Annotated in this window: 15 protein-coding genes; 8 read left to right on the forward strand and 7 right to left on the reverse strand. The window is 67.0% G+C overall.

Annotation, left to right across the window (positions count from 1 at the left end; genetic code table 11):
• Positions 1 to 21 precede the first annotated feature (21 nt).
• Positions 22 to 579, forward strand: a complete 558-nt coding sequence (locus RRX38_RS13045; RefSeq protein ID WP_315959529.1) for a DUF4136 domain-containing protein — start codon at positions 22 to 24, stop codon at positions 577 to 579.
• Positions 580 to 777: 198 nt separating this feature from the next.
• Complete coding sequence (locus tag RRX38_RS13050) at positions 778 to 1,338, forward strand: TadG family pilus assembly protein (RefSeq protein WP_315959530.1); 561 nt, start codon at positions 778 to 780, stop codon at positions 1,336 to 1,338.
• Here the strand turns inward: RRX38_RS13050 and pbpC are convergent.
• Positions 1,335 to 3,683: a peptidoglycan glycosyltransferase PbpC gene (gene pbpC, locus RRX38_RS13055; protein WP_315959531.1), complete on the reverse strand. Its 2,349-nt coding sequence runs from the start codon at positions 3,681 to 3,683 to the stop codon at positions 1,335 to 1,337. The two genes, RRX38_RS13050 and pbpC, sit on opposite strands and share 4 nt — an antisense overlap.
• Positions 3,684 to 3,767: 84 nt before the next feature.
• Between pbpC and RRX38_RS13060 the strand changes: the two genes are divergently transcribed.
• Positions 3,768 to 4,061 carry a hypothetical protein gene (locus RRX38_RS13060; RefSeq protein ID WP_295470681.1) on the forward strand — a complete coding sequence of 98 codons (294 nt, stop codon included), beginning with the start codon at positions 3,768 to 3,770 and terminating at the stop codon, positions 4,059 to 4,061.
• A 75-nt stretch (positions 4,062 to 4,136) separates the two neighbouring features.
• Here the strand turns inward: RRX38_RS13060 and RRX38_RS13065 are convergent, their stop codons facing one another.
• Entirely contained in the window at positions 4,137 to 9,095 is a 4,959-nt protein-coding gene (locus tag RRX38_RS13065) for an alpha-2-macroglobulin (RefSeq protein ID WP_315959532.1), read from the reverse strand.
• 170 nt (positions 9,096 to 9,265) lie between these two features.
• On the opposite strand from RRX38_RS13065, the gene RRX38_RS13070 reads away from it, so the two are divergent.
• Positions 9,266 to 10,606, forward strand: coding sequence for an MATE family efflux transporter (locus tag RRX38_RS13070; RefSeq protein WP_315959533.1), 1,341 nt, complete (start codon positions 9,266 to 9,268; stop codon positions 10,604 to 10,606).
• Here RRX38_RS13070 and RRX38_RS13075 read toward each other — a convergent pair.
• Positions 10,508 to 11,917, reverse strand: coding sequence for a type VI secretion system Vgr family protein (locus RRX38_RS13075; RefSeq protein ID WP_315959534.1), 1,410 nt, complete (start codon positions 11,915 to 11,917; stop codon positions 10,508 to 10,510). The two genes, RRX38_RS13070 and RRX38_RS13075, sit on opposite strands and share 99 nt — an antisense overlap.
• A gap of 181 nt (positions 11,918 to 12,098) precedes the next feature.
• Here RRX38_RS13075 and metC point away from each other — a divergent pair, with 181 nt between their 5' ends.
• The 4 genes from metC to dxs all read left to right on the forward strand — a co-directional run bounded on the left by metC (position 12,099) and on the right by dxs (position 16,513).
• On the forward strand, positions 12,099 to 13,274 hold the full coding sequence (metC, locus tag RRX38_RS13080) for a cystathionine beta-lyase (RefSeq protein ID WP_315959535.1): 1,176 nt from the start codon (positions 12,099 to 12,101) through the stop codon (positions 13,272 to 13,274).
• A 72-nt stretch (positions 13,275 to 13,346) separates the two neighbouring features.
• Complete coding sequence (locus tag RRX38_RS13085) at positions 13,347 to 13,589, forward strand: exodeoxyribonuclease VII small subunit (RefSeq protein WP_295470673.1); 243 nt, start codon at positions 13,347 to 13,349, stop codon at positions 13,587 to 13,589.
• Positions 13,586 to 14,473 (forward strand): (2E,6E)-farnesyl diphosphate synthase, encoded by an 888-nt coding sequence (ispA, locus tag RRX38_RS13090; protein ID WP_295470672.1) that lies wholly within the window; start codon positions 13,586 to 13,588, stop codon positions 14,471 to 14,473. The genes RRX38_RS13085 and ispA overlap by 4 nt, the downstream gene beginning before the upstream one ends.
• Positions 14,474 to 14,617: 144 nt before the next feature.
• Positions 14,618 to 16,513 (forward strand): 1-deoxy-D-xylulose-5-phosphate synthase, encoded by a 1,896-nt coding sequence (gene dxs, locus RRX38_RS13095; protein WP_315959536.1) that lies wholly within the window; start codon positions 14,618 to 14,620, stop codon positions 16,511 to 16,513.
• A gap of 280 nt (positions 16,514 to 16,793) precedes the next feature.
• Here dxs and RRX38_RS13100 read toward each other — a convergent pair whose 3' ends face one another.
• The 4 genes from RRX38_RS13100 to thiL all read right to left on the reverse strand — a co-directional run bounded on the left by RRX38_RS13100 (position 16,794) and on the right by thiL (position 19,439).
• Positions 16,794 to 17,222 (reverse strand): MFS transporter, encoded by a 429-nt coding sequence (locus RRX38_RS13100; RefSeq protein WP_315959537.1) that lies wholly within the window; start codon positions 17,220 to 17,222, stop codon positions 16,794 to 16,796.
• Positions 17,219 to 17,836, reverse strand: a complete 618-nt coding sequence (gene ribA, locus RRX38_RS13105) for a GTP cyclohydrolase II (RefSeq protein WP_295470666.1) — start codon at positions 17,834 to 17,836, stop codon at positions 17,219 to 17,221. The genes RRX38_RS13100 and ribA overlap by 4 nt, the downstream gene beginning before the upstream one ends.
• A 131-nt stretch (positions 17,837 to 17,967) precedes the next feature.
• The gene (locus RRX38_RS13110; RefSeq protein ID WP_315959538.1) at positions 17,968 to 18,477 is read right to left on the reverse strand and encodes a phosphatidylglycerophosphatase A; all 510 of its coding nucleotides are present in this window, start codon (positions 18,475 to 18,477) and stop codon (positions 17,968 to 17,970) included.
• The gene (gene thiL, locus RRX38_RS13115) at positions 18,474 to 19,439 is read right to left on the reverse strand and encodes a thiamine-phosphate kinase (RefSeq protein WP_315959539.1); all 966 of its coding nucleotides are present in this window, start codon (positions 19,437 to 19,439) and stop codon (positions 18,474 to 18,476) included. The genes RRX38_RS13110 and thiL overlap by 4 nt, the downstream gene beginning before the upstream one ends.
• Between the last annotated feature and the right edge of the window lie 35 nt (positions 19,440 to 19,474).

Raw genomic sequence — 19,474 nt, forward strand, 5'->3', positions numbered from 1 at the left:
CGACCTTAGCGAGCCACTGCCATGTCCCTACGTCTAGCCCTGCTGTCTTGCTGCCTGTTGCTCGCTGCCTGCCAGAGCAACACCATCAACCGCGACTTCGATGCCCAGCGCGACTTCGGCGCCTATCGCAGCTGGAGCTGGAAAGAGCCGGCGGTGCAGTACCAGCCGGCAGACCCACGGGTGCAGAGCGACCTGACCGACCGGCGCATCCGCGATGCCATCGGCGAGCAGCTCGACCAGCGCGGCCTGCGCCCGGCCGCTGGCGCGGCAGCGGACCTCAAGGTCCAGGCCTGGCTGATCGTCGAAGACCGCCAGCAACTGGTCAGCACCCAATACGGCGGTGGCTGGGGCCCGTGGGGCGGCTATGGTTACTGGGGCGCGCCAATGGCCACCGAGACCCGTAGCGTCGACTACAAGGTCTCGACCCTGCAGATCGACCTGTTCGACGGCAAGGACGGCAAGCTGGTCTGGCGCGGCAGTACCGAGCGCATCCAGGACAACCCGGCGGACCCGGCGGCCAGGGATGCGGCGATACGCAAGACAGTGGCGAAGATCCTTGAGCAATACCCGCCGCGCTGAGCGCCTGTCGCTCCGATACAGCGTGCTGGCGCGGGCTTCGCGAAAGGCTGCATGACCTTCGCGACAAGGCATTTTCGCGAGCAGGCTCGCGCCCAGCAAAGCTAGAAACAGCCCGCGATAGTGGCGATCAGCCAGCGCCGCTATCCAACCTTTACTACACTCAATGCCCAACGGGTGGTTGAGCCAAAGGAGGGCTGGATGTCGCCCCTGCGCAGAACTTTTTCGCCGCCTGGCCGGCAGCGTGGCGCCATTGCGGCACTCGCCGCGCTGACGCTGGGCATCGCTCTGTTGCTCTGCGTGACCCTGCTCGACAGCCTGCGCCTGTATCTGGAAATGCGCGCCCTGCAGCGCATCGCCGACATCGCTGCCCTGGAAGCGGCCAGCCGCCAGGGGCGTTGCGGCAGCACGGCCAGCGCCGCGCGGTATGCGACGCAAAGCGCCACCCGCAACGGTTTCATTCCCGACACCGATGAGCGCCGCCTGGAGACGCGCTGCGGCACGCTGGTCGTCAACCCCGACGACGGCAGCAGCACCTTCGTGGTCAACGCCGCCAGCACCGAAGCCATTCAGGTGGTCGCCAGCCATACGGTGCCACGCAGCATCGCGTCCGGCATTGCCTCGCTGTTCGACAGTTCTTCGCAGCCGACCACCGTACAGCTACGGGCTACCGGAGTGGCTGTGGTGCCGGTACCCGCGGCACGCCTGAACCGCCCCAGCACCATCAACGCATTGGAAGGTGTCGAACGATCAGGGAGCTAATCCAGCACATTGAACTGCACTTGAGCGGTCTGCCCGCTCTCGTCCAGTACGCTCAACTGGTAGTGCCCGGAGCGTTTCAGGGTGGTGTTGAACTCTTCCTGGTTGGCCGTATCGGCAGCCGGGCTGCCGTCGATGAACCACCAGCGCCGGCCATTGCCGCCCAGGGCCGAGAGTTTCAAATGCAGGGCCTGGCGGCTGCCGGCCGGCAGGCGCAGGTTGTCGCCTTCGCGCACGCCGACGATGCTCAACGGCGTGGCCAGGCTCAAGGCCTGCGGCGGGCATGCCGGGTCGATGGCGGGAAGCCGCGCCTCACGGCGTTCGCTGCGGGGCAGCCAGGGTTCCAGCGGGGCCGGCCACAAGGCGATGTCGCGGGCGACCGCACCGGGGCAACCGGCGTCGACACGCAACCCCTCGGCATTGACCCAGACCTTCTCCAGCAGCCCCAGACCCAGCGGCTGATCACCCGCCTGCAGGGTCGGCGGCGTGGTGCCGTCCAGAGTCCAGGCGAACCGCTGGCGTCGACAGTTCGGGTCGTTCTTGCCGAGCGGCTGGCCCAGCGGCCAGCAGATCGCGGCCACCCCCACGTTGAAGGGCACCGGCGGCACCGGTGTGCTGATACCGCGCTGGCTGTCACGGTTGGCCAGCACGTCATGCACCTGCAGCATCAGCGGCGCCGCCGAGGCCAGGCCGAACTGGCCCGGCACCGGCGTACCGTCCGGCCGGCCTATCCACACCCCGACGAGAAAGCGCGGCCCGACACCAATGGCCCAGGCATCGCGGAAGCCGTAGCTGGTGCCGGTCTTCCAGGCCAGTTGCGGACGCTGCACCAGCTCGGCATGCGGGTCCAGGTCGGGCCGCGACTGGCCGCTGAGAATGCGCCGGATGATCCACGCTGCGCCCGGCGACAGCATGCGCCGTTCACGCAGCGGGTCCTGGGGTTGCAGGCGCACGTCGGCACTGACCCCGCCACGGGCGAAGGCGCTGTAGCCAGTGACCAGGTCCTGCAGGCGAGTGCCGGCGCCACCGAGGATCAGCGCCAGATTCGGCTCGGCCAGCGGCGGCAGGATCAGCGGGATACCGCCGTTGCGCAGCTCGGCCGCAAAGCGCTTCGGTCCGTAGGCCTCCAGCAATTGCACGGCGGGCAGGTTGAGCGACATGGACAACGCCGAGCTGGCCGCGACCGGCCCGCCGAAGCCGGCAGAGAAATTGCCCGGCCGGTAGTCGCCATAGCGACGCGGCACGTCCTGCAGCAGCGATTCGGAATGAATCAGCCCGTCGTCCATGGCCATGCCGTAGAGAAACGGCTTGAGCGTCGAGCCGGGCGAGCGGATCGCACTGATCATGTCCACATGGCCAAAGCGCTTGGCGTCGTTGATGTCCACCGAGCCGACATAGGCCCGCACCGCCATGCTCTCGGCCTCGACGATGAGGATGGCAGCCGAGGTGCGCTCGGGCAGGCGTGCGCGCCAGCCCATGATCAAGTCTTCCATGCGCCGTTGCAGGCCGGCATCCAGGGTGGTGCGGATCAGCGGCGGGCTGCCGGGACGGTTCAGGCGCCGGGCCAGCAACGGTGCCAGGCTCGGTTCCTGGCGCGGCGCGAGCAACAGCGGCTCCTGCAAGGCTTCCTCGACACTGGCCTGGGGCCAGACGCCGAACTCGGCCAGGCGTCGCAGGACCTTATCACGCGCCTGCTGGGCACGCTCGGGGTGACGATCGGGGCGCAAGCGGCTGGGCGCCTGGGGCAGTACCGCCAGCATCGCGGCCTCGGAGCGGGTCATCTGCTGCGGCGACTTGCCCAGGTACGCCCAACTGGCCGCCGCCACGCCTTGCAGGGTGCCGCCAAACGGCGCGCGGTTGAGGTACAGCTCGAGGATTTGCGGCTTCGACAGGTGCCACTCCAGCTGCACGGTACGCCACAGCTGGCGCAGCTTGCCGGGCAAGGTCCGTGAATGCGGATCGAGCAAGCGCGCTACCTGCATCGACAGGGTGCTGCCACCGGACACCACCCGCGCGCCCGTGAGGTTCTGCCAGGTCGCCCGCGCCAGGGCCAGCGGGTTGACCCCGGGGTGGCTGTAGAACCAGCGGTCCTCGTAGGTCAGCAGCGCCTCCAGGTAATAGGGTGACACCTGCTCACGGGTGATCGGGTAACGCCATACCCCGTCGGCGTCGGCGAAGCGCCACAGTGGCGTACCGTCCTCGGCCAGAACCACTCGCGCCAGGTCGTCTTGCGGCAACGGCAGCGGCCAGATACGGTCGGCCAGCCACAGCAGTAGCGGCGGCACCAACAGCACCAGCAGGCCACGGCGCAACCAGCGGCGCCGGCCTTCGGAGTTCCAGACTTTCATGCCGATACGCCCCCCGCAGGGAACCAGCCGTACTGGCTGATAGCCAAAGCCCTTAGACACTTCCTTTCACTCAGGACATTTTCCATGCAAGTAGAAGGCTTCTTCGAATGGCTGGGCCAGGCGATCGGCGCGGTGATCCGCTTCGTGGTCGATGGGTTGGCGTGGTTCTTCAATCTGTTCGCTCATGCCGGCGGCAATTTCGTCGACGGGTTGTCCCGTGCCTTGGGCATGGACACTTCACTGGTCAGCATCCTGGCGCTGATCGTCGGCCTGCTGTTTCTCTACTCGGCCATCCGCGCCTTCATGCGCGCGTCGATCATCCTCGGCTTCATCTGGCTGGCCTTGGGGTTGTGGCTGCTGAGCTGGATCATTCGCTGATCCACACGGCCCGGCAAGATCCCGGGCCAGCGGGGATGACGGTGGGAGCGGCCCTGCTCCCACCGTCAGGGGCCATCACTTGCCCCGCACCACCATCTGCGCGGGGGTCTCGCCCAGGGCCTGCCAGTTAGGCCGGTACATCGACTCGACCTGCGGTGGCGGAACCCGGTAGATGCCGGGTGTTACCGCACGGGCCAGGTACAGCAGGTGGACCGGCTGGCTGGCACTGATATCCAGGGCCGCGACGTAGCGGTCGCCACGATATTCCTGGTGCTTGAGACCGGCATTTTCCATCGACTCACGGAAATCCTTGATCGACTCGCTGGCGTCTTCCAGGCTGGCCGCACTCTGCGCCAGGTTCTGGTTCTCCAGCTCCAGGCCGGCGGGCAGCAGGTCGACGACCAGGGCATCCGGCACACGCTGGCGTGCCGAGACCTGCAGGTGCACCAGCACCAGTTGGCCAGTCTTCAGGGCTTCAACGTTGAGCGGCTGGCCCTTGAGGCTCAGGTACTCACGGCTGATGCTCAGGTTCTCGCCACCGGCCACCGGCGCCTGGGTCGGGTAACCCGAGACGGTCAGTTGCTGGTAGAGGGTCGCGGCACTGGCGTTATGCACGGTCATCGGCGCGGCCAGCACGGGGCCTGCGAGTTTCTGGCCAGGCTGACGGTTGCTCAGCTCCAGACTCTGGCCACCGGACGACAACGCCGCGCTCCAGTCTTTCTCCGGTTTGCTCAGCAGGTGGCGGCCGGCGAGGAACAGCGAGTTGCTCTCCTGGGTCGACAAGTAGCGGCTGGCGGCCAGCTGGTCGGCGAGATCGAAGAGCTTCTGGTTGCGCGCTTCGCCGCCCAGATCGTTCTCTTCCAGCAGGGCCAGGATCAGCGCCTGGTCACGCAGCGGGCTGCCGTAGTCGGCCAGCCATTCGTTGGACTTGCGGGTCACGGCCAGGCCGGCCTGCAAGGCCTGCTCGGCGCGCGGCTTGTCGCCCATCTTGTCCAGGGCGATGGCCAGCTGCACCAGCGGCAGGCCGGAACGCGCATCGCTGCGGCGTTCGAACAAGGTCCGCAGTGCGCCCAACGGTGCCTGCTGGCTGCGCGCCAGCACCAGGCCGGCGTAGGCCTGGACGGCGAAGCGAGTGTGCTCGGCGTTCTGGCTGTAGTTGACCTGCACCTGGCCACGGTCCTGCAGGTAGCGCATCAGGCGCTCGCTGGCTTTCTTGAGGGCCTCGGCGGGCACCGCGTAACCCTGGTCACGGGCGCGCAGCAGGAAGTCGGTGACGTAGGCGGTCAGCCAGTACTCCTCCTCGCCATCGGAACCCCACAGGCCGAAGCTGCCGTTGTAACGCTGCATGCCCAGCAGGCGCTCGATACCGATTTCCACCTTGCGCTTGCGCTCGGCATCCGGCTCGCCGGTCAGGCCCAGGCGCTTGAGGGTCGCGGCATCGGCGTACAGCGAGGGGTACAGGCCGCTGGCGGTCTGCTCCAGGCAACCATAGGGGTAGGCCTTGAGGGCACGGATCTGCTCGCCGAGGTTCAGCGGGGGACGGCTCGACAGCGACAGCAGCGCCTCGCGACCGGCCGGTTCGAAGGCTTGCAGCGCGCCTTCCGGCAGGTTCCAGTCCTGGCCCTGCTCCAGCACCGCACGGTAGTGACGCAGCATCGCCGGGTAGGCCGGGCGCACGCCGACGGTCCATTCGCGGGACATCGGCGGCAGTTGCTCACCCGGCAGGTCCAGGCCGTCGACCTGCACACGCAGCTTGCCCTGGCCAAGGCCACCTTGGGCCTGCACCGGGAACTTCAGCGTGGTGCGCTGGCCTTCCTTGAGCTGCACGGTCTTGAGCTGGTCACCACCCGGGATGCTCAGCTGGCCGTCGGCGAACAGATGCACATCGAGCTTCTGCGCCTTGCCGGAGAGGTTGGCCAGGTCCAGCGCCACGCTGGTCTGGTCACCACCGGCGAGGAAGCGCGGCGTCGAGAGTTCGGCAATCAGTGGCGCAGCGATCACCGTCTTGGCTTCGGCCATGCCGTAGCGCTCGTCGGTCCAGGCCTGGGCCATGATGCGCAGTTCGCCGTTGAAGTCGGGGATGTCGACGCTGACTTCACCCTCGCCCTTCTCGTTGAGGGTCACCGGCGCGCTTTGCAGGGCGACGATGGTCACGCTGGTGTCGGGGCGCTTGCCGCCCTTGGCCAGGGCGTCACCGCCGAAGGCCATGCTGGCCAGGCGGCCCTGACCGGCTTCGATCAGTTGCCCGTACACGTCGAGCTGGTCGGCGCCGTACTCCTTGCGGCCGAACAGACTGGCGAACGGGTCGGGCGTGGCGTAGCGGGTGATGTTGAGGATGCCGACATCCACCGCCGACACCAGTACCTGCACCTGCTTGGGCACGCTGCCGTCGGCGTTCTTCGCCGCGACCTTGAGCTTGAGCGGCTGTTTGGGGCGCATCTTCTCAGGCGCGCTGATGGTCAGGCCCAGCTTGCGCTGCGAACGATCCAGCGGCAGGTGCAGCACACCCACGGCGCGCTTGGGCGTGACATTGGCCTTGCGCTCGCCCGGCCGCACTACCAGGGCACTGACGTACAGGTCATGACGCGCCCACTGTTTGTCCAGCGGCACCTCGAAGGTCTTGCCTTCGGCCGGCACGTCGATCTCCTGCCACCACAGCGGGCCCTCGCTGGACTCCACCAGCAGGTAGCCCTTGCCAGCGGCCGGCGGGGTCACGGTGACTTTCGCGGTGTCGCCATCGCCATAGGCCGGCTTGTCCAGCGCCAGCTTGACCTGATCGGGACGTACCGCACCGCCTTCGGCGTTGTCCTGCCAGCGGTAGCCCGCCCAGAAACGCAGGCTGCTGACCAGGCCAGTGGCCGGGTCTTCGACTTCCACACGGTACGGGCCCCACTCCACCGGGAAGGTGACCTTGGCGGTGCCGTCTTTCTTGATGTTGACGGTTTCCTCGTTGAGGTTGAGGAATTTCTCGTTGTAGTTGTAGCTCCAGCCGTCGCTGTTGGAGTAGGTCCAGTAATAGTCGCGACGCTCGCGCACCAGGCGCACCTTGACGTCGTTGGCGGCCAGCTTGTGGCCGGCGGCGTCGGCCACCAGGATCTCGAACTCGGCCGGGCCGTCGCCGTCGGTCTGCGCTTCGCCACGGGCGGCGCCGTAACCGTAGTCGTCGTCATCGCCGGTGCTGGTGCCGAACAGCGGGCGCAGGCCCGGCAGACGTTCGGCCGGCCATACCGGCTGCACCACGCGGCGGGTGATCGGCCGGCCACCGGACTCCTGCAGGCTGGCCTGGAGGATGACATTGAGCGGCGAACGCGCCTTGGCCCATTCGGTCTGCACGTCCAGCAGCGCTTCACCGTTGGCATCCAGGGTGATGGCGTCCAGCTCGCGGTCCTGCTTGAGGTCTTCTTCGGTGATGGAACCGAACTGGTAACCCGGCAGTTTTTCCACCGCCTCACGCAGCGGCCGCACGTAGAGCTGGCCAGTGAGGCTGTTGCCCGAAGCCGGGGCGCCGTAGAGGTAGCGACCGGTCACTTCGAACTGCGGGTTGTCCTCTGGGGAAATCGGCTGCTCGCTGCCCTTGAGGTCCAGCGCCAGGCGCTCGGGCAGGAAGTCTTCGACATTGAATTCATAGAGCTGCGGCTTGCCGTCGCCCAGGTCATAGACCAGTTGCCAGCGACCGGTGGGCGCCTCGTCGGCCAGTTGCAGCTGGTACTGGTACAGGCCGTTGGCGTCCGGCTCCCAGACGAACTTGCGGCTGACCTGTTCGTCGGGGCGGCGCACTTCGACGTTGATCGGCTGGGCCTTCACGCCCTTGCCGTCCTGGTCACGCAGCAGGCCGTTGAGCAGTACGGTTTCGCCAGGGCGATAGAGGTCGCGCGGGCCGAAGATGAAGAACTGCAGCGGATGGGCCTGCGGGCCGGTAATGTCGAATTCGGCGAGGTCCAGCGCCGGGCTGTTGAGGCGCAGCAGGCTGCTCTGCTCGTCCTTGTGGGCAAGGATCAGCGCGGCCTTGTTGGGCAGCGGCAACTGGGCGTGGCCCTTGCCGTCGGTCTTGGCCTGGCCGACCACCTTGCCGTCCTGGTCGTAGACATCGACATTCACATCGCTCAGTGCCTTGCCGCCCTCCAGCGCCTGGGTGAAGACGTCCATGCGCTGGCTGTAGCGATGCACCGACAGGCCGATGTCGCTCAGGGTGAACAGGGTCGCCGGCAGGCTGTAGCTGTAGGTGCCCGAGGCGCGCATCACCGCCAGGTAAACGCCCGGCTGCTGCAGGGGCTTGATGCCGGAGATCGGCAGCAGCAGGGTCTCCCGGGTGTTGCGCGCCGGCTTCAGGTCGAAGCGCCCGCCATACACCAGGTCGGCCATGGGCAGCAGCTCTTCGGAGCGATACGACGACATCGAAGAAGAGCCTTCCCACTCAGCGAGAAAGGCGGGCAGTTGGTCGGGCTTGATGCGGAAGAACTCCACATCGACCTTGTCGACGTTCAGGGCGATCACCGGCAGGCCTTCGGCCAGGCGGGTCGGCAGCAGACTGCCACGGCTGGCGAAGCCCACCGTGGCCTGCAGGTCACGGGTCTCCAGGCGCGCGCTGAATTCGCTGGCCAACCTGGCCTTGTTCACGCCTTCCAGGCCGGCATCGACGGTGAGCACCAGCTTGCGCTGCGGCTCCAGGTGACGCAGGCGCAACTCCATGAGGTTGTCCGACAGCTCCCAGGCACCGTCGACCTTGCCGCTCTTGCTGTCGACCAGGTGCAGTTTCTCGGCGAATTTCTGCTGCGGATCCAGCGGCACCGAGAAGCTGACCGACAGGGTGCTGGCGCCGTCCACCTGAATCTCGGAGACGTCCACCACGCTCAGCTCGCGCCCTTCGTAACGCTTGGCCAGGGCCGGCAGGTCGAGTGCCGGTCGGGGCTTGGCGGGCGTGCTCGCCGACGCCTGGGCCTGCGCCGGGGGCGCCGCGGGTTTGTCGGAAGAAGAGGAATCGCAGGCACTGAGCAGCGCAAGCGCGCAAGCCAGGAACAATCCTTTGTTGAGCATGGGGCACTCGTCGGGGGGGCAGGTTGAAAAAGCGTGACTATAAAGCAGCCACTGTCGGGTGCGGAGCTGGTTGCGCGAATAGACAGCGGCTTTGTGACTTCGTTCTCGGTACATGGCCACTGCGTATCATCGGCCCTACCGGTACAATGGCCGCCTGCTCAGGAGTCCACATGTCCAGCCTTGTCAGCGACTGGCGTCACCGCCCTACCCACCGACGGGTCTGGGGCCTGGCGACGCCGATGATCTTGTCCAATATTTCCGTTCCCCTGGTGGCGCTGGTCGACAGCACGGTCATCGGCCACCTGCCGCATGCCCACCAACTGGGCGCCGTGGCCGTGGGCTCGACCCTGTATGGTTTCCTCGCCTCCGGGTTGGTGTGCCTGCGCATGGGCGCCACCGGCTTCGCCGCCCAGGCCGCCGGGCGCGACGATGGTGCAGCGCTGCGGCGCATACTGCTGCAGGGCTTGCTGCTGGCGTTTTTCATGGCCCTCGGCCTGGCCGTCCTGGCATTGCCCTTCAGCCAGGTGGCCATGCATGTGATGCAGCCTTCCGAACAGCTGCATCAGCTGACCCTGGATTTCTTCCAGGCGCGCTTGTATGGCCTGCCGGCGACCCTGGCCAGCTTTGCGCTGGTCGGCTGGTTCCTTGGCGCACAGAACGCCCGCGCGCCGCTGGCGATCCTGCTGACCACCAACCTGGCCAACATCGTCTTCAACCTGTGGTTCGTCCTGGGCCTGGACTGGGGCGTGCTGGGCTCGGCGCGTGCCTCGGTGCTCGCCGAGTGGCTCGGCGTACTGCTGGGCCTGGCGCTGACCCGTGGCACGCTGCGCACCTGGCCTGGGCAGATCGTCTGGCGCGCCTTGGCGCACTGGCACAACTGGAGCCCGTTGCTGGGGGTCAACCGGGACATTTTCCTGCGCACCCTGGCGCTGCAGTCGGTGATGTTCCTCATCACCGCCCAGGGCGCCCGCCTGGGCGATGCCACGGTGGCCGCCAACGCCCTGCTGCTCAACGGCCTGCTGCTGGCGGCCCAGGCCCTGGATGGCCTGGCCCATGCCGTGGAAGCGCTGTGCGGCCACGCCATCGGCGCCCGCGACCGGCTCACCCTGCGCCGCAGCCTGGTGGTGGCCGGCGGCTGGTCATTGATCGCCAGCCTGCTGTTCGCCGCTGGCTTTCTGCTCTTCGGCCACTGGTTCGTGTTCCTGCAGACCGACATCCCGGAGATCCGCGAGACCGCCGTCATCTACCTGCCCTACCTGGCCGTCACGCCGTTGCTGGGGGTGTGGAGCTACCTGCTCGACGGACTGTTCATCGGCGCCACCCGAGCCAGAGAAATGCGCAACGCCATGCTGCTCAGCGTCGCCGTACTGGCACCATTTGCCGCGCTGGCGTCCACCCAAGGCAATCACGCGCTATGGCTGACCTTCCTGCTCTTCATGTTGCTGCGCGCCCTGACCCTGGGTTGCATCGCCTGGCGCCTGCAGCGCAGCGATGGCTGGTTCGCCCACTGAGTGAGTGAAGTTCAGCGCCGCGGCACTCAGTGCCAGGCCCTGGGCGTCGAGCCGCACGCGGCTGGCGCCCACTTCCAGGGTCAGCTCGGCGCCCTCGTGCAGCTCGATGAGCGGCCCATCGCGCAGCTGCAAGGTGCGCCGCTCACCCATCAGCCACGCTGCGGACACGCATGCCTGCAAAGGCTCCTGCCCCTCTTGCGGCGGCTCTGCCGACAAGCTTGCCTTGCTCAGGCAGGCAATGATCTGCGGCGGCTGGTCGGCTTGTCGCGAAGGACTGGCGAGCACCGGCATGCCGCCCAGCAACGGGCTGCGCACCTGGCGCTGTACCGGCAGCCAGCAATCGGCAAAACGCGCCCCGGCGCCCTGCATGACCCAATCGAACTGCACCCGCACCCGTCCGTTCGCGTCACGGTCGGCGGGCTCGCCGGCCGCTCCCATGACCCACGCCCGCATCACCACGGGCAACGCCTGGGCAGGCGGCGCGGCGATGGGCACGCGGGCATCCCAAGGCTGCACCACGAAGCGGTTGCCATACCGTTGCTGCCCCGCGTGCTCGACGTGCAACACGCGCCAAAGGCCGTTCCATGCCTCGCACGCGTGACCACTCATGGCGAACAGTCGACCACTGTTGATAAAGCTCAGGGTACTGTCGCCCTCGGCACGCCGCCCGGCCTGCGAGTCTTCATTGGGCACCATCGCAAAGCGCGTCACTGCCGGACCCTCGGTGGTTGCATGCCAGGGGGCGGGCGGGCTGCGTCTGGCACCGTACAGGCCACTGGCGAAGATCAGCCGATGCCCCTGGCGCGAATGGGCGAAGTGGTAATGAATGCCTTCCTCGGCACACAGGCGCTGGACGAACTGCAGGTCGTTCTCCTGGTACTGGGCACAGAAAGCCCGTGGCCTGCACGGCACCTTGAGGTGAAAGGCGTGCGCCTCGCCACGCAGGCCATGCTCGCTCAGCACCTGGGCGATGATCTGCCTGGCGCTCAGGCCCTGGAACACCCGGACATTGCAGCGTTGCGCCAGGCAGGCCAGTCGCGGGCCGAGGACCAGCCGGTAGCGCGTCTCGCTGCCTGGATGCGGCTGACGCTCCACGCCCTGGATCTGGCCATGGAAGCCCGTGTCCTGTTCATCAACGGCCAGGAACGCCGAGCGATACATCAACTGCGCCGGCGCTACCTGCGCAGGCTCGCACACCACCTGCAGGGTAAAAACGTAGGGCTGGCTGATGGCTTCGGTGCCGTGAAAGCCGGTCACGGCCAGTGGCTGCTTCAAGCCACTGACTTCCAGGCGAAACGGGGAGTCGGACATGACGGGTTCTCCAGGTCGCAAGGTGAGCCGCGATTCTGGGCGAGAAGCCCGGCGCGGTAGAGGGCCTGAAGCAGAACAAGACACTACCTACACAGCGAGAGGTCTTTTCTTACGCACACCCTCAGCAGGCATCCGCTGCTGTACCATGCCCGCTTCCCCTTGCAGTCCTCCGGAGCCGGCCATGTTTTCAGCCAACGACCTTCAAGCCCGAACCACGCTGACCCAGTCCGGTCGCACGGCGGACAGCGGCCCGGGGCTGTCGGTCAATCCACCGGTGGTGCGCATGAGCACCGTGCTGTTCGACAGCCTGGCCGACTTGCGCGAAGCCGAAGCCCGCCGCGCGCAGAGCGAACGCTCGCTGACCTATGCGGCCAACGGCAACCCCACCGCCTTCGCCCTGGAAGACCTGATCAACGACCTGGAAGGTGCCCATGGCACTTGCCTGTTCCCCACCGGCCTGAATGCCGTGGGGCTGATGTTCCAGGCCTTCCTGCGCCCCGGCCAGCACGTCCTGATCACCGACGCGGTGTACCCACCGGTGCGGCGCCTGGCGCGCACCCTGCTGGCGGCCTTCGATATCGAGGTCGACTACTATCCCGCCGACGCCAGCGGCATCGAGGCACTCATCAAGCCCAACACGCGGATGATCTACGCCGAGGTGCCCGGCTCGCAGACCTTCGCGATGTGCGACCTGCCGGCCTTGTCGCAGTTGTGCAAGGCGCGCGGCCTGCTGCTGGCGGTGGATAACTCCTGGGGTTCGGGTGTGCTCTATCGCCCGCTGGAGCTGGGCGCGGACATTTCCCTGATGGCCCTGACCAAGTACGTCGGCGGCCATTCGGACGTGATGATGGGCAGCGTCAGTACCACCGAGGCGCATTTCGCCACGCTCAAGACCATGCAGATCGCCATGGGCTCGACGGTCAGCCCGGACGACGCCTACCTGGCTCTGCGCGGCGCCCGCTCGCTGGCCGCGCGCCTGGCCATGCACGAACGCAACGCCCTGCAGGTCGCGCAGTGGCTGCAGGCCCAGCCGCAGGTCATCCGGGTGATGTACCCGGCGCTGCCGGAGCATCCCGGCCATGCCATCTGGAAGCGCGACTTCCACGGTTGCAACGGCCTGCTCAGCTTCGAGTTCGACAGCCCGCAGCCAGACGCCTGCGACCGCTTCGTCGACGCCCTGCGCCTGTTCGGCATCGGTTACTCCTGGGGCGGCTTCGAGAGCCTGGTGACTCAGATCCAGGCTCAGGGTGACAGCGGCCCACGACAGATCCTGCGCTTGCAGATCGGTCTGGAGAACCCGGACGACCTGATCGCCGACCTGCAGGCCGGCTTCACCGCCCTCGCCCAGTCGGCCTGAGCCCGGCCATTTGCCCCGATGGCGCGGCTCTGCTAGTGTCGCGCCGGTTCAACCGCTAACCGGAATAGCCCCATGGCCCGCAAGAAAGCTGCACTGGATTTCGAACAGTCCCTCGCCGAGCTGCAGACGCTGGTCGAGCGCCTGGAGAATGGCGAGCTGTCGCTGGAAGACTCGCTGACCGCCTTCGAACAGGGTGTGCGCCTGACCCGTGAATGCCAGGGCGCCCTGGCCCAGGCCGAGCAGAAAGTGCAGATGCTGCTCGAACGTGACGGCGAACTGGCCGAGATGCCCTTCGACGCGGAACAGCCCGAATGATCGCGACCTATCAGGCCCAGTGCCAGACCCGCGTGAACGCCGCCCTGGAACCGCTGTTCAAGGCGCCGGCCGCCGAACTCGACCGGGTCTACGCCGCGATGCGCTACAGCGTCATGAACGGCGGCAAGCGCGTGCGTCCGCTGCTGGTCTACGCGGCCTGCCAGGCTCTGGGCGGTGCGCCCGAAGACGCCAATGGCGCGGCCTGTGCCGTGGAACTGATCCACGCCTACTCGCTGGTCCACGACGACCTGCCGGCGATGGACGACGATGACCTGCGCCGGGGCCAACCGACCACCCACAAGGCTTTCGACGAAGCCTGCGCGATCCTTGCCGGGGACGGCCTGCAGAGCCTGGCCTTCAGCGCCCTCGCCGACCCGCGCCTGAACAACCGTGACGCCGAGACCCGCCTGCAGATGGTCGACGCCCTGGCCCGCGCCGCCGGCCCCGCCGGCATGGTCGGCGGCCAGGCCATCGACCTCGGCTCGGTGGGCCTGAAGCTCGACCAGGCGGCGCTGGAAAACATGCACCGGCACAAGACCGGCGCGCTGATCGAAGCCAGCGTGCGCCTCGGCGCCCTGGCCAGCGGCCACGCCGATGCCGCACGCCTGGATGCGTTGCAGCTGTATGCCCGTGCGATCGGCCTGGCCTTCCAGGTTCAGGACGACATTCTCGACGTGGAAAGCGATACCGCCACGCTGGGCAAACGCCAGGGCGCCGACATCGCCCGTGACAAACCGACCTATCCCGCCCTGCTGGGCCTGGAGGCGGCCAAGGCCTATGCCTTGGAACTGCGCGATCAGGCCCTGGAGGCACTGCGCGGCTTCGACGACGCTGCCGAACCGCTGCGCGAGCTGGCCCGCTACATCGTCGAGCGACGCAGCTGAGCCGCACCGCACGTCGCCCGTGGCGAATCAATACGGATTCGCCACGTCAAAGCTTGCAGCGGTATCCATCCACGACGCACTTCATGGGCAGCCTGCGACTCATAGGGTAAACTGCCGCGTCCTCTACTTATAACGATTCGCCTGATGCCCAAGACGTTCAAAGAGATCCCCCGCGAGCGCCCCGCCACTCCGTTGCTCGACCAGGTCGAGAAACCGGACGACCTGCGCCGCCTCGGTGAAGCCGAGCTGGAAACCCTCGCCGATGAACTGCGCCAGGAACTGTTGTATAGCGTAGGCCAGACCGGCGGCCACTTCGGTGCCGGGCTGGGTGTCATCGAGCTGACCATCGCCCTGCACTACGTGTTCGACACCCCGGACGACCGCCTGGTGTGGGACGTCGGCCATCAGGCCTATCCGCACAAGATCCTTACCGGCCGCCGCCAGCGCATGACCACCCTGCGCCAGAAAGACGGCCTGGCCGCCTTTCCGCGCCGCTGCGAGAGCGAGTACGACACCTTCGGCGTCGGCCACTCCAGCACCTCGATCAGCGCCGCCCTGGGCATGGCCGTGGCCGCTCGCCTGCAGGGCTCGCCACGCAAGTCCATCGCGGTGATCGGCGACGGCGCGCTGACCGCCGGCATGGCCTTCGAGGCGCTGAACCACGCGCCGGAAGTGGGCGCCGACATGCTGGTGATCCTCAACGACAACGACATGTCGATCTCGCGCAACGTCGGCGGGCTGTCGAACTACCTGGCCAAGATTCTCTCCAGCCGCACCTACACCAGCATGCGCGAAGGCAGCAAGAAAGTGCTGTCGCGCCTGCCCGGAGCCTGGGAAATCGCCCGCCGCACCGAAGAGTACGCCAAGGGCATGCTGGTGCCCGGCACGCTGTTCGAGGAGCTGGGCTGGAACTACATCGGCCCCATCGACGGCCACGACCTGCCGACCCTGGTCGCCACCCTGCGCAACATGCGCGACCTCAAGGGCCCGCAATTCCTGCACGTGGTGACCAAGAAAGGCAAAGGCTTCGCCCCCGCCGAGGTCGACCCCATCGGCTATCACGCCATCACCAAGCTCGACCCGCTGGACGCCCCGGCCAAGGCGCCGAAGCCGGCCAGCGGGCCGAAATATTCCGGCGTGTTCGGGCAATGGCTATGCGACATGGCAGCCCACGACCCACGCCTGGTCGGCATCACCCCGGCCATGAAAGAAGGCTCAGACCTGGTGGCGTTCAGCGAGCGCTTCCCACAGCGCTACTTCGACGTGGCCATCGCCGAGCAGCACGCCGTGACCCTGGCCGCCGGCATGGCCTGCGAAGGCAGCAAGCCGGTGGTGGCGATCTATTCCACCTTCCTGCAACGCGGCTATGACCAGCTGGTGCACGACGTCGCGGTGCAGAACCTCGACGTACTGTTCGCCATCGACCGCGCGGGGCTGGTGGGCGAAGACGGCCCCACCCACGCGGGCAGCTTCGACCTCTCTTACCTGCGCTGCATCCCGGGCATGCTGATCATGACCCCCAGCGACGAGAACGAACTGCGCAAGATGCTCACCACCGGCTACCTGCACCAGGGCCCGGCAGCGGTGCGCTACCCACGTGGTAGCGGCCCGAACGCGGTCATCGAGCCAGAGCTGACGCCCATCGAGATCGGCAAGGGCGTGGTACGCCGCCAGGGCCGGCGCGTTGCCATCCTGGCGTTCGGCGTGCAATTGAACGACGCCCTGCAGGTTGCCGAGCACATCGACGCCAGCGTGGCCGACATGCGCTTCGTCAAGCCGCTGGATGAAGCACTGGTGCAGCAACTGGCCGCCAGCCATGACCTGCTGGTGACCGTTGAAGAAAACGCGGTGATGGGCGGTGCCGGCTCGGCGGTCAGCGAATACCTGGCGCGGGCCGGCATCCTCAAGCCTGTGCTGCACCTGGGCCTGCCGGACAGCTATGTGGAACATGCCAAGCCGGCGCAGATGCTCGCCGAATGCGGCCTGGATGCCAAAGGTATCGCGGCGGCCATCGAAGCGCGGTTGACGCAGCTGGGCTGAATCCTCAACGACCCTTCGCGGTTGAAGCCGCTCCGACCGGATAAGCAAGCCCGGCGGGAGCGGCTTCAGCCGCGAAGCGACCGCATGTTCACAACAGATGCAGTGAATTTCCTCGCACTTTCGCGGCTAAAGCCAATACTGTTCGGTTAGGCCGGGTAGGAGCGGCTTTAGCCGCGAAGCGACCGCCTGTTCACAGCAGATGCAGTGAATTTCCTGGCGCTTTCGCGGCTGAAGCCGCTACCTACCAAGCCACATAACGACTCACTGAACAGTATTGGATTCAGGCCTGCTGCTGCACCGGCACCAGCCGCGGAATGCGGTACAGGCACAGCAGGCCCAGGCTGGCCAAGCCCAGCAGGAACACCAGCATGGCATGCAGGCTGAACAGCACGCCGATGGCGGCGAACCAGGCTGGCAGGCTGGCGGCCAGGAAGGCCGTACGGCGGATGGCCGCCAGGCGCAGCCAGGCGGCAGGTTCCTCGGGCGTGTCGAGGCTGTTGCGGGTCATTTCCAGCGCCGCCTTGTAAGTGGCGTAGGTCTTGAGGCTGATGAACAGCGAGGCAGCGCCAGCCACGAACAGCAGCAGCGCCATGACCCCAGGCTCCGAAGCCTTGAAGAACACCAACGCCACCACCAGCGGTGCCAGGGCCAGGCCCAGTTGCCGCCACCAGGCCAGTTCAAGGCGCTGATACACCTCGCCCCGGGTCACGCCGGATCGACCTCGCCTTGATGCTCGTTGCCCATCATGTGGCCCAGCTTGCCGGCCTTGGTGGCCAGGTACAGCTTGTTGTGCGGGTTCTGCCCGGTATGCAGCGGCACCCGCTCGGCCACCTTGATGCCCATGTCGGTCAGCGCCTTGACCTTGCGCGGATTATTGGTCATCAGGCGTAGCGAACCGACCCCCAGGTGTTCGAGCATCGGCAGGCAGATGCCGTACTCGCGCATGTCGGCGGCGAAGCCAAGGCGCTCGTTGGCCTCGACGGTGTCGGCTCCGCCATCTTGCAGCTCATAGGCACGGATCTTGTTCATCAGGCCAATGCCACGGCCTTCCTGGCGCAGGTACAGCAGCACACCGCGGCCTTCGGTGGCAATCGCGCGCAGGGCGGCTTCCAGTTGCGAACCGCAATCGCAGCGCTGGCTGAACAGCGCATCACCGGTCAGGCACTCCGAATGCACCCGGCCCAGCACCGGTTCGCCATCGGCGATGTCACCCAGGCTCAGGACGACGTGCTCGCGCCCGGTGGCCGACTCGAGAAAGCCATGCATGGTGAATTGCGCGAAAGGCGTGGGCAATTTGGAAGCGGCGACAAAAACGACGGGCACCGTTTGCTCCTAACTATGAAAGCTGAAAAGGCAACGCCGGTGCGGCACTGCCTTGGATCGGGAAAGCCGCATTGTAACAGCAGGTTCCAGCCGACGCTTATGCCGAATATTCGCTGGTTGCTATCGGAAAGCTAGATGAAATTCACGACCCATACCAGGCCCTGCAGCGACAACCACGCCATGGCACCGGCCAGCACATCGTCGAGCATGATCCCGGTACCGCCCTGTACATGGCGGTCGCACCAGCCGATGGGCCAGGGTTTGAGGATGTCGAATAAGCGGAACAACACGAATCCGGCCAGCAGCCATGCCCAGCCCGGCGGCACCAGCCACAGGGTGATCCACATGCCGACGATCTCGTCCCAGACGATGCCTTCGTGGTCATGTACGCCCAGGTCGTCGGCGACCTTGCCGCACAGCCAGCAGCCGAACAGCGCACTGGCCACCAGCATCGCGGCGTACCCCCAGAATGGCAGCAGTTGCAACAGAGGGATGAACGGGATGGCGATCAACGAGCCCCAGGTGCCCGGTGCCTTTGGCAGGGTGCCGGTACCAAAACCGAACGCCATGAAATGCCAGGGGTTGGTCCATACCGAAGGCGGGACGAACTCGGCGGAAATCTTCTCGGGGTTGTTGTTCACGATTCCACTCGGAAATGTTGGTAGCCCCGCACAGTCGGGGTGATGTCCTGGCCACGAGCGTCGAGCAGGGTGACGCCCTCGCCGGCCACGGCACGGCCAATGACCGTCACCGGCCAACCGGCCGCCTGCAGCCCGGACAGATGCTCGGCCGGCAGGGTGAAGGCCAGCAGATAGTCGTCGCCACCGCTCAGGGCGGCCTGCAGCGCCGCGTCCTCCCCCAGCAGGGCACGCAGCGCGGTACCGATCGGCAGGCGCTCACGCTCGACCAGCAGACGCAGTCCGGAAGCCTTGGCAATATGCCCGCAATCGGCCAACAGGCCATCGGAGATGTCCAGCGCCGCCGTCGCCTTGCCCCGCAGTGCCTGGCCCAGCGCCAGTTGTGGCTGCGGCGCCCAGTAGCGGGCCAGCAAGGCTTCGGCCAGCGCCGGTTCGGCCGAGCGCTGTCCGAGCACCAACGGCAAGGCGCCGGCACCCTCACCCAGTTCGCCGCCCACGCACAGCAGATCGCCCGGCCGGGCACCCCGGCGCGTCAGCGCCTGGCCTGCGGGTACGGCGCCAAAAACGGTCAGGGTCAGGGACAGCGGGCCACGGGTGGTGTCGCCGCCGATCAGCCGCAGTGCGCAGCCTTCGGCCATGCGATTGAGGCCTTCGGCGAAGGCTTGCAGCCAGCCAGCCTCGAAACTCGGCAGGGTCAGGGCCAGGGTGAAACCGAGGGGCCGCGCGCCCATGGCGGCCAGGTCACTGGCCGAGACACCCAAGGCGCGCTGGCCGAGCAGCAGCGGGTCGCAGCCCTCGGGAAAATGCACACCGGCCACCAGGGTGTCGGTGGATACTGCCAGTTGCTCGCCAGACGCCAGGTCCAGCAGCGCACAGTCGTCGCCGATACCCAGAGCAACGCCATCGCCGCCCTGCGCACAGGGCGCGGCGGCGAAGTAATGACGGATAAGCTCGAACTCACCCATGCAGCCCCCTGAAAACGACCGGCGCTGCCATCGCG

The organism is Pseudomonas sp. DTU_2021_1001937_2_SI_NGA_ILE_001 (genome assembly GCF_032463525.1).
In the GTDB taxonomy this organism is placed as follows: Bacteria; Pseudomonadota; Gammaproteobacteria; order Pseudomonadales; family Pseudomonadaceae; genus Aquipseudomonas.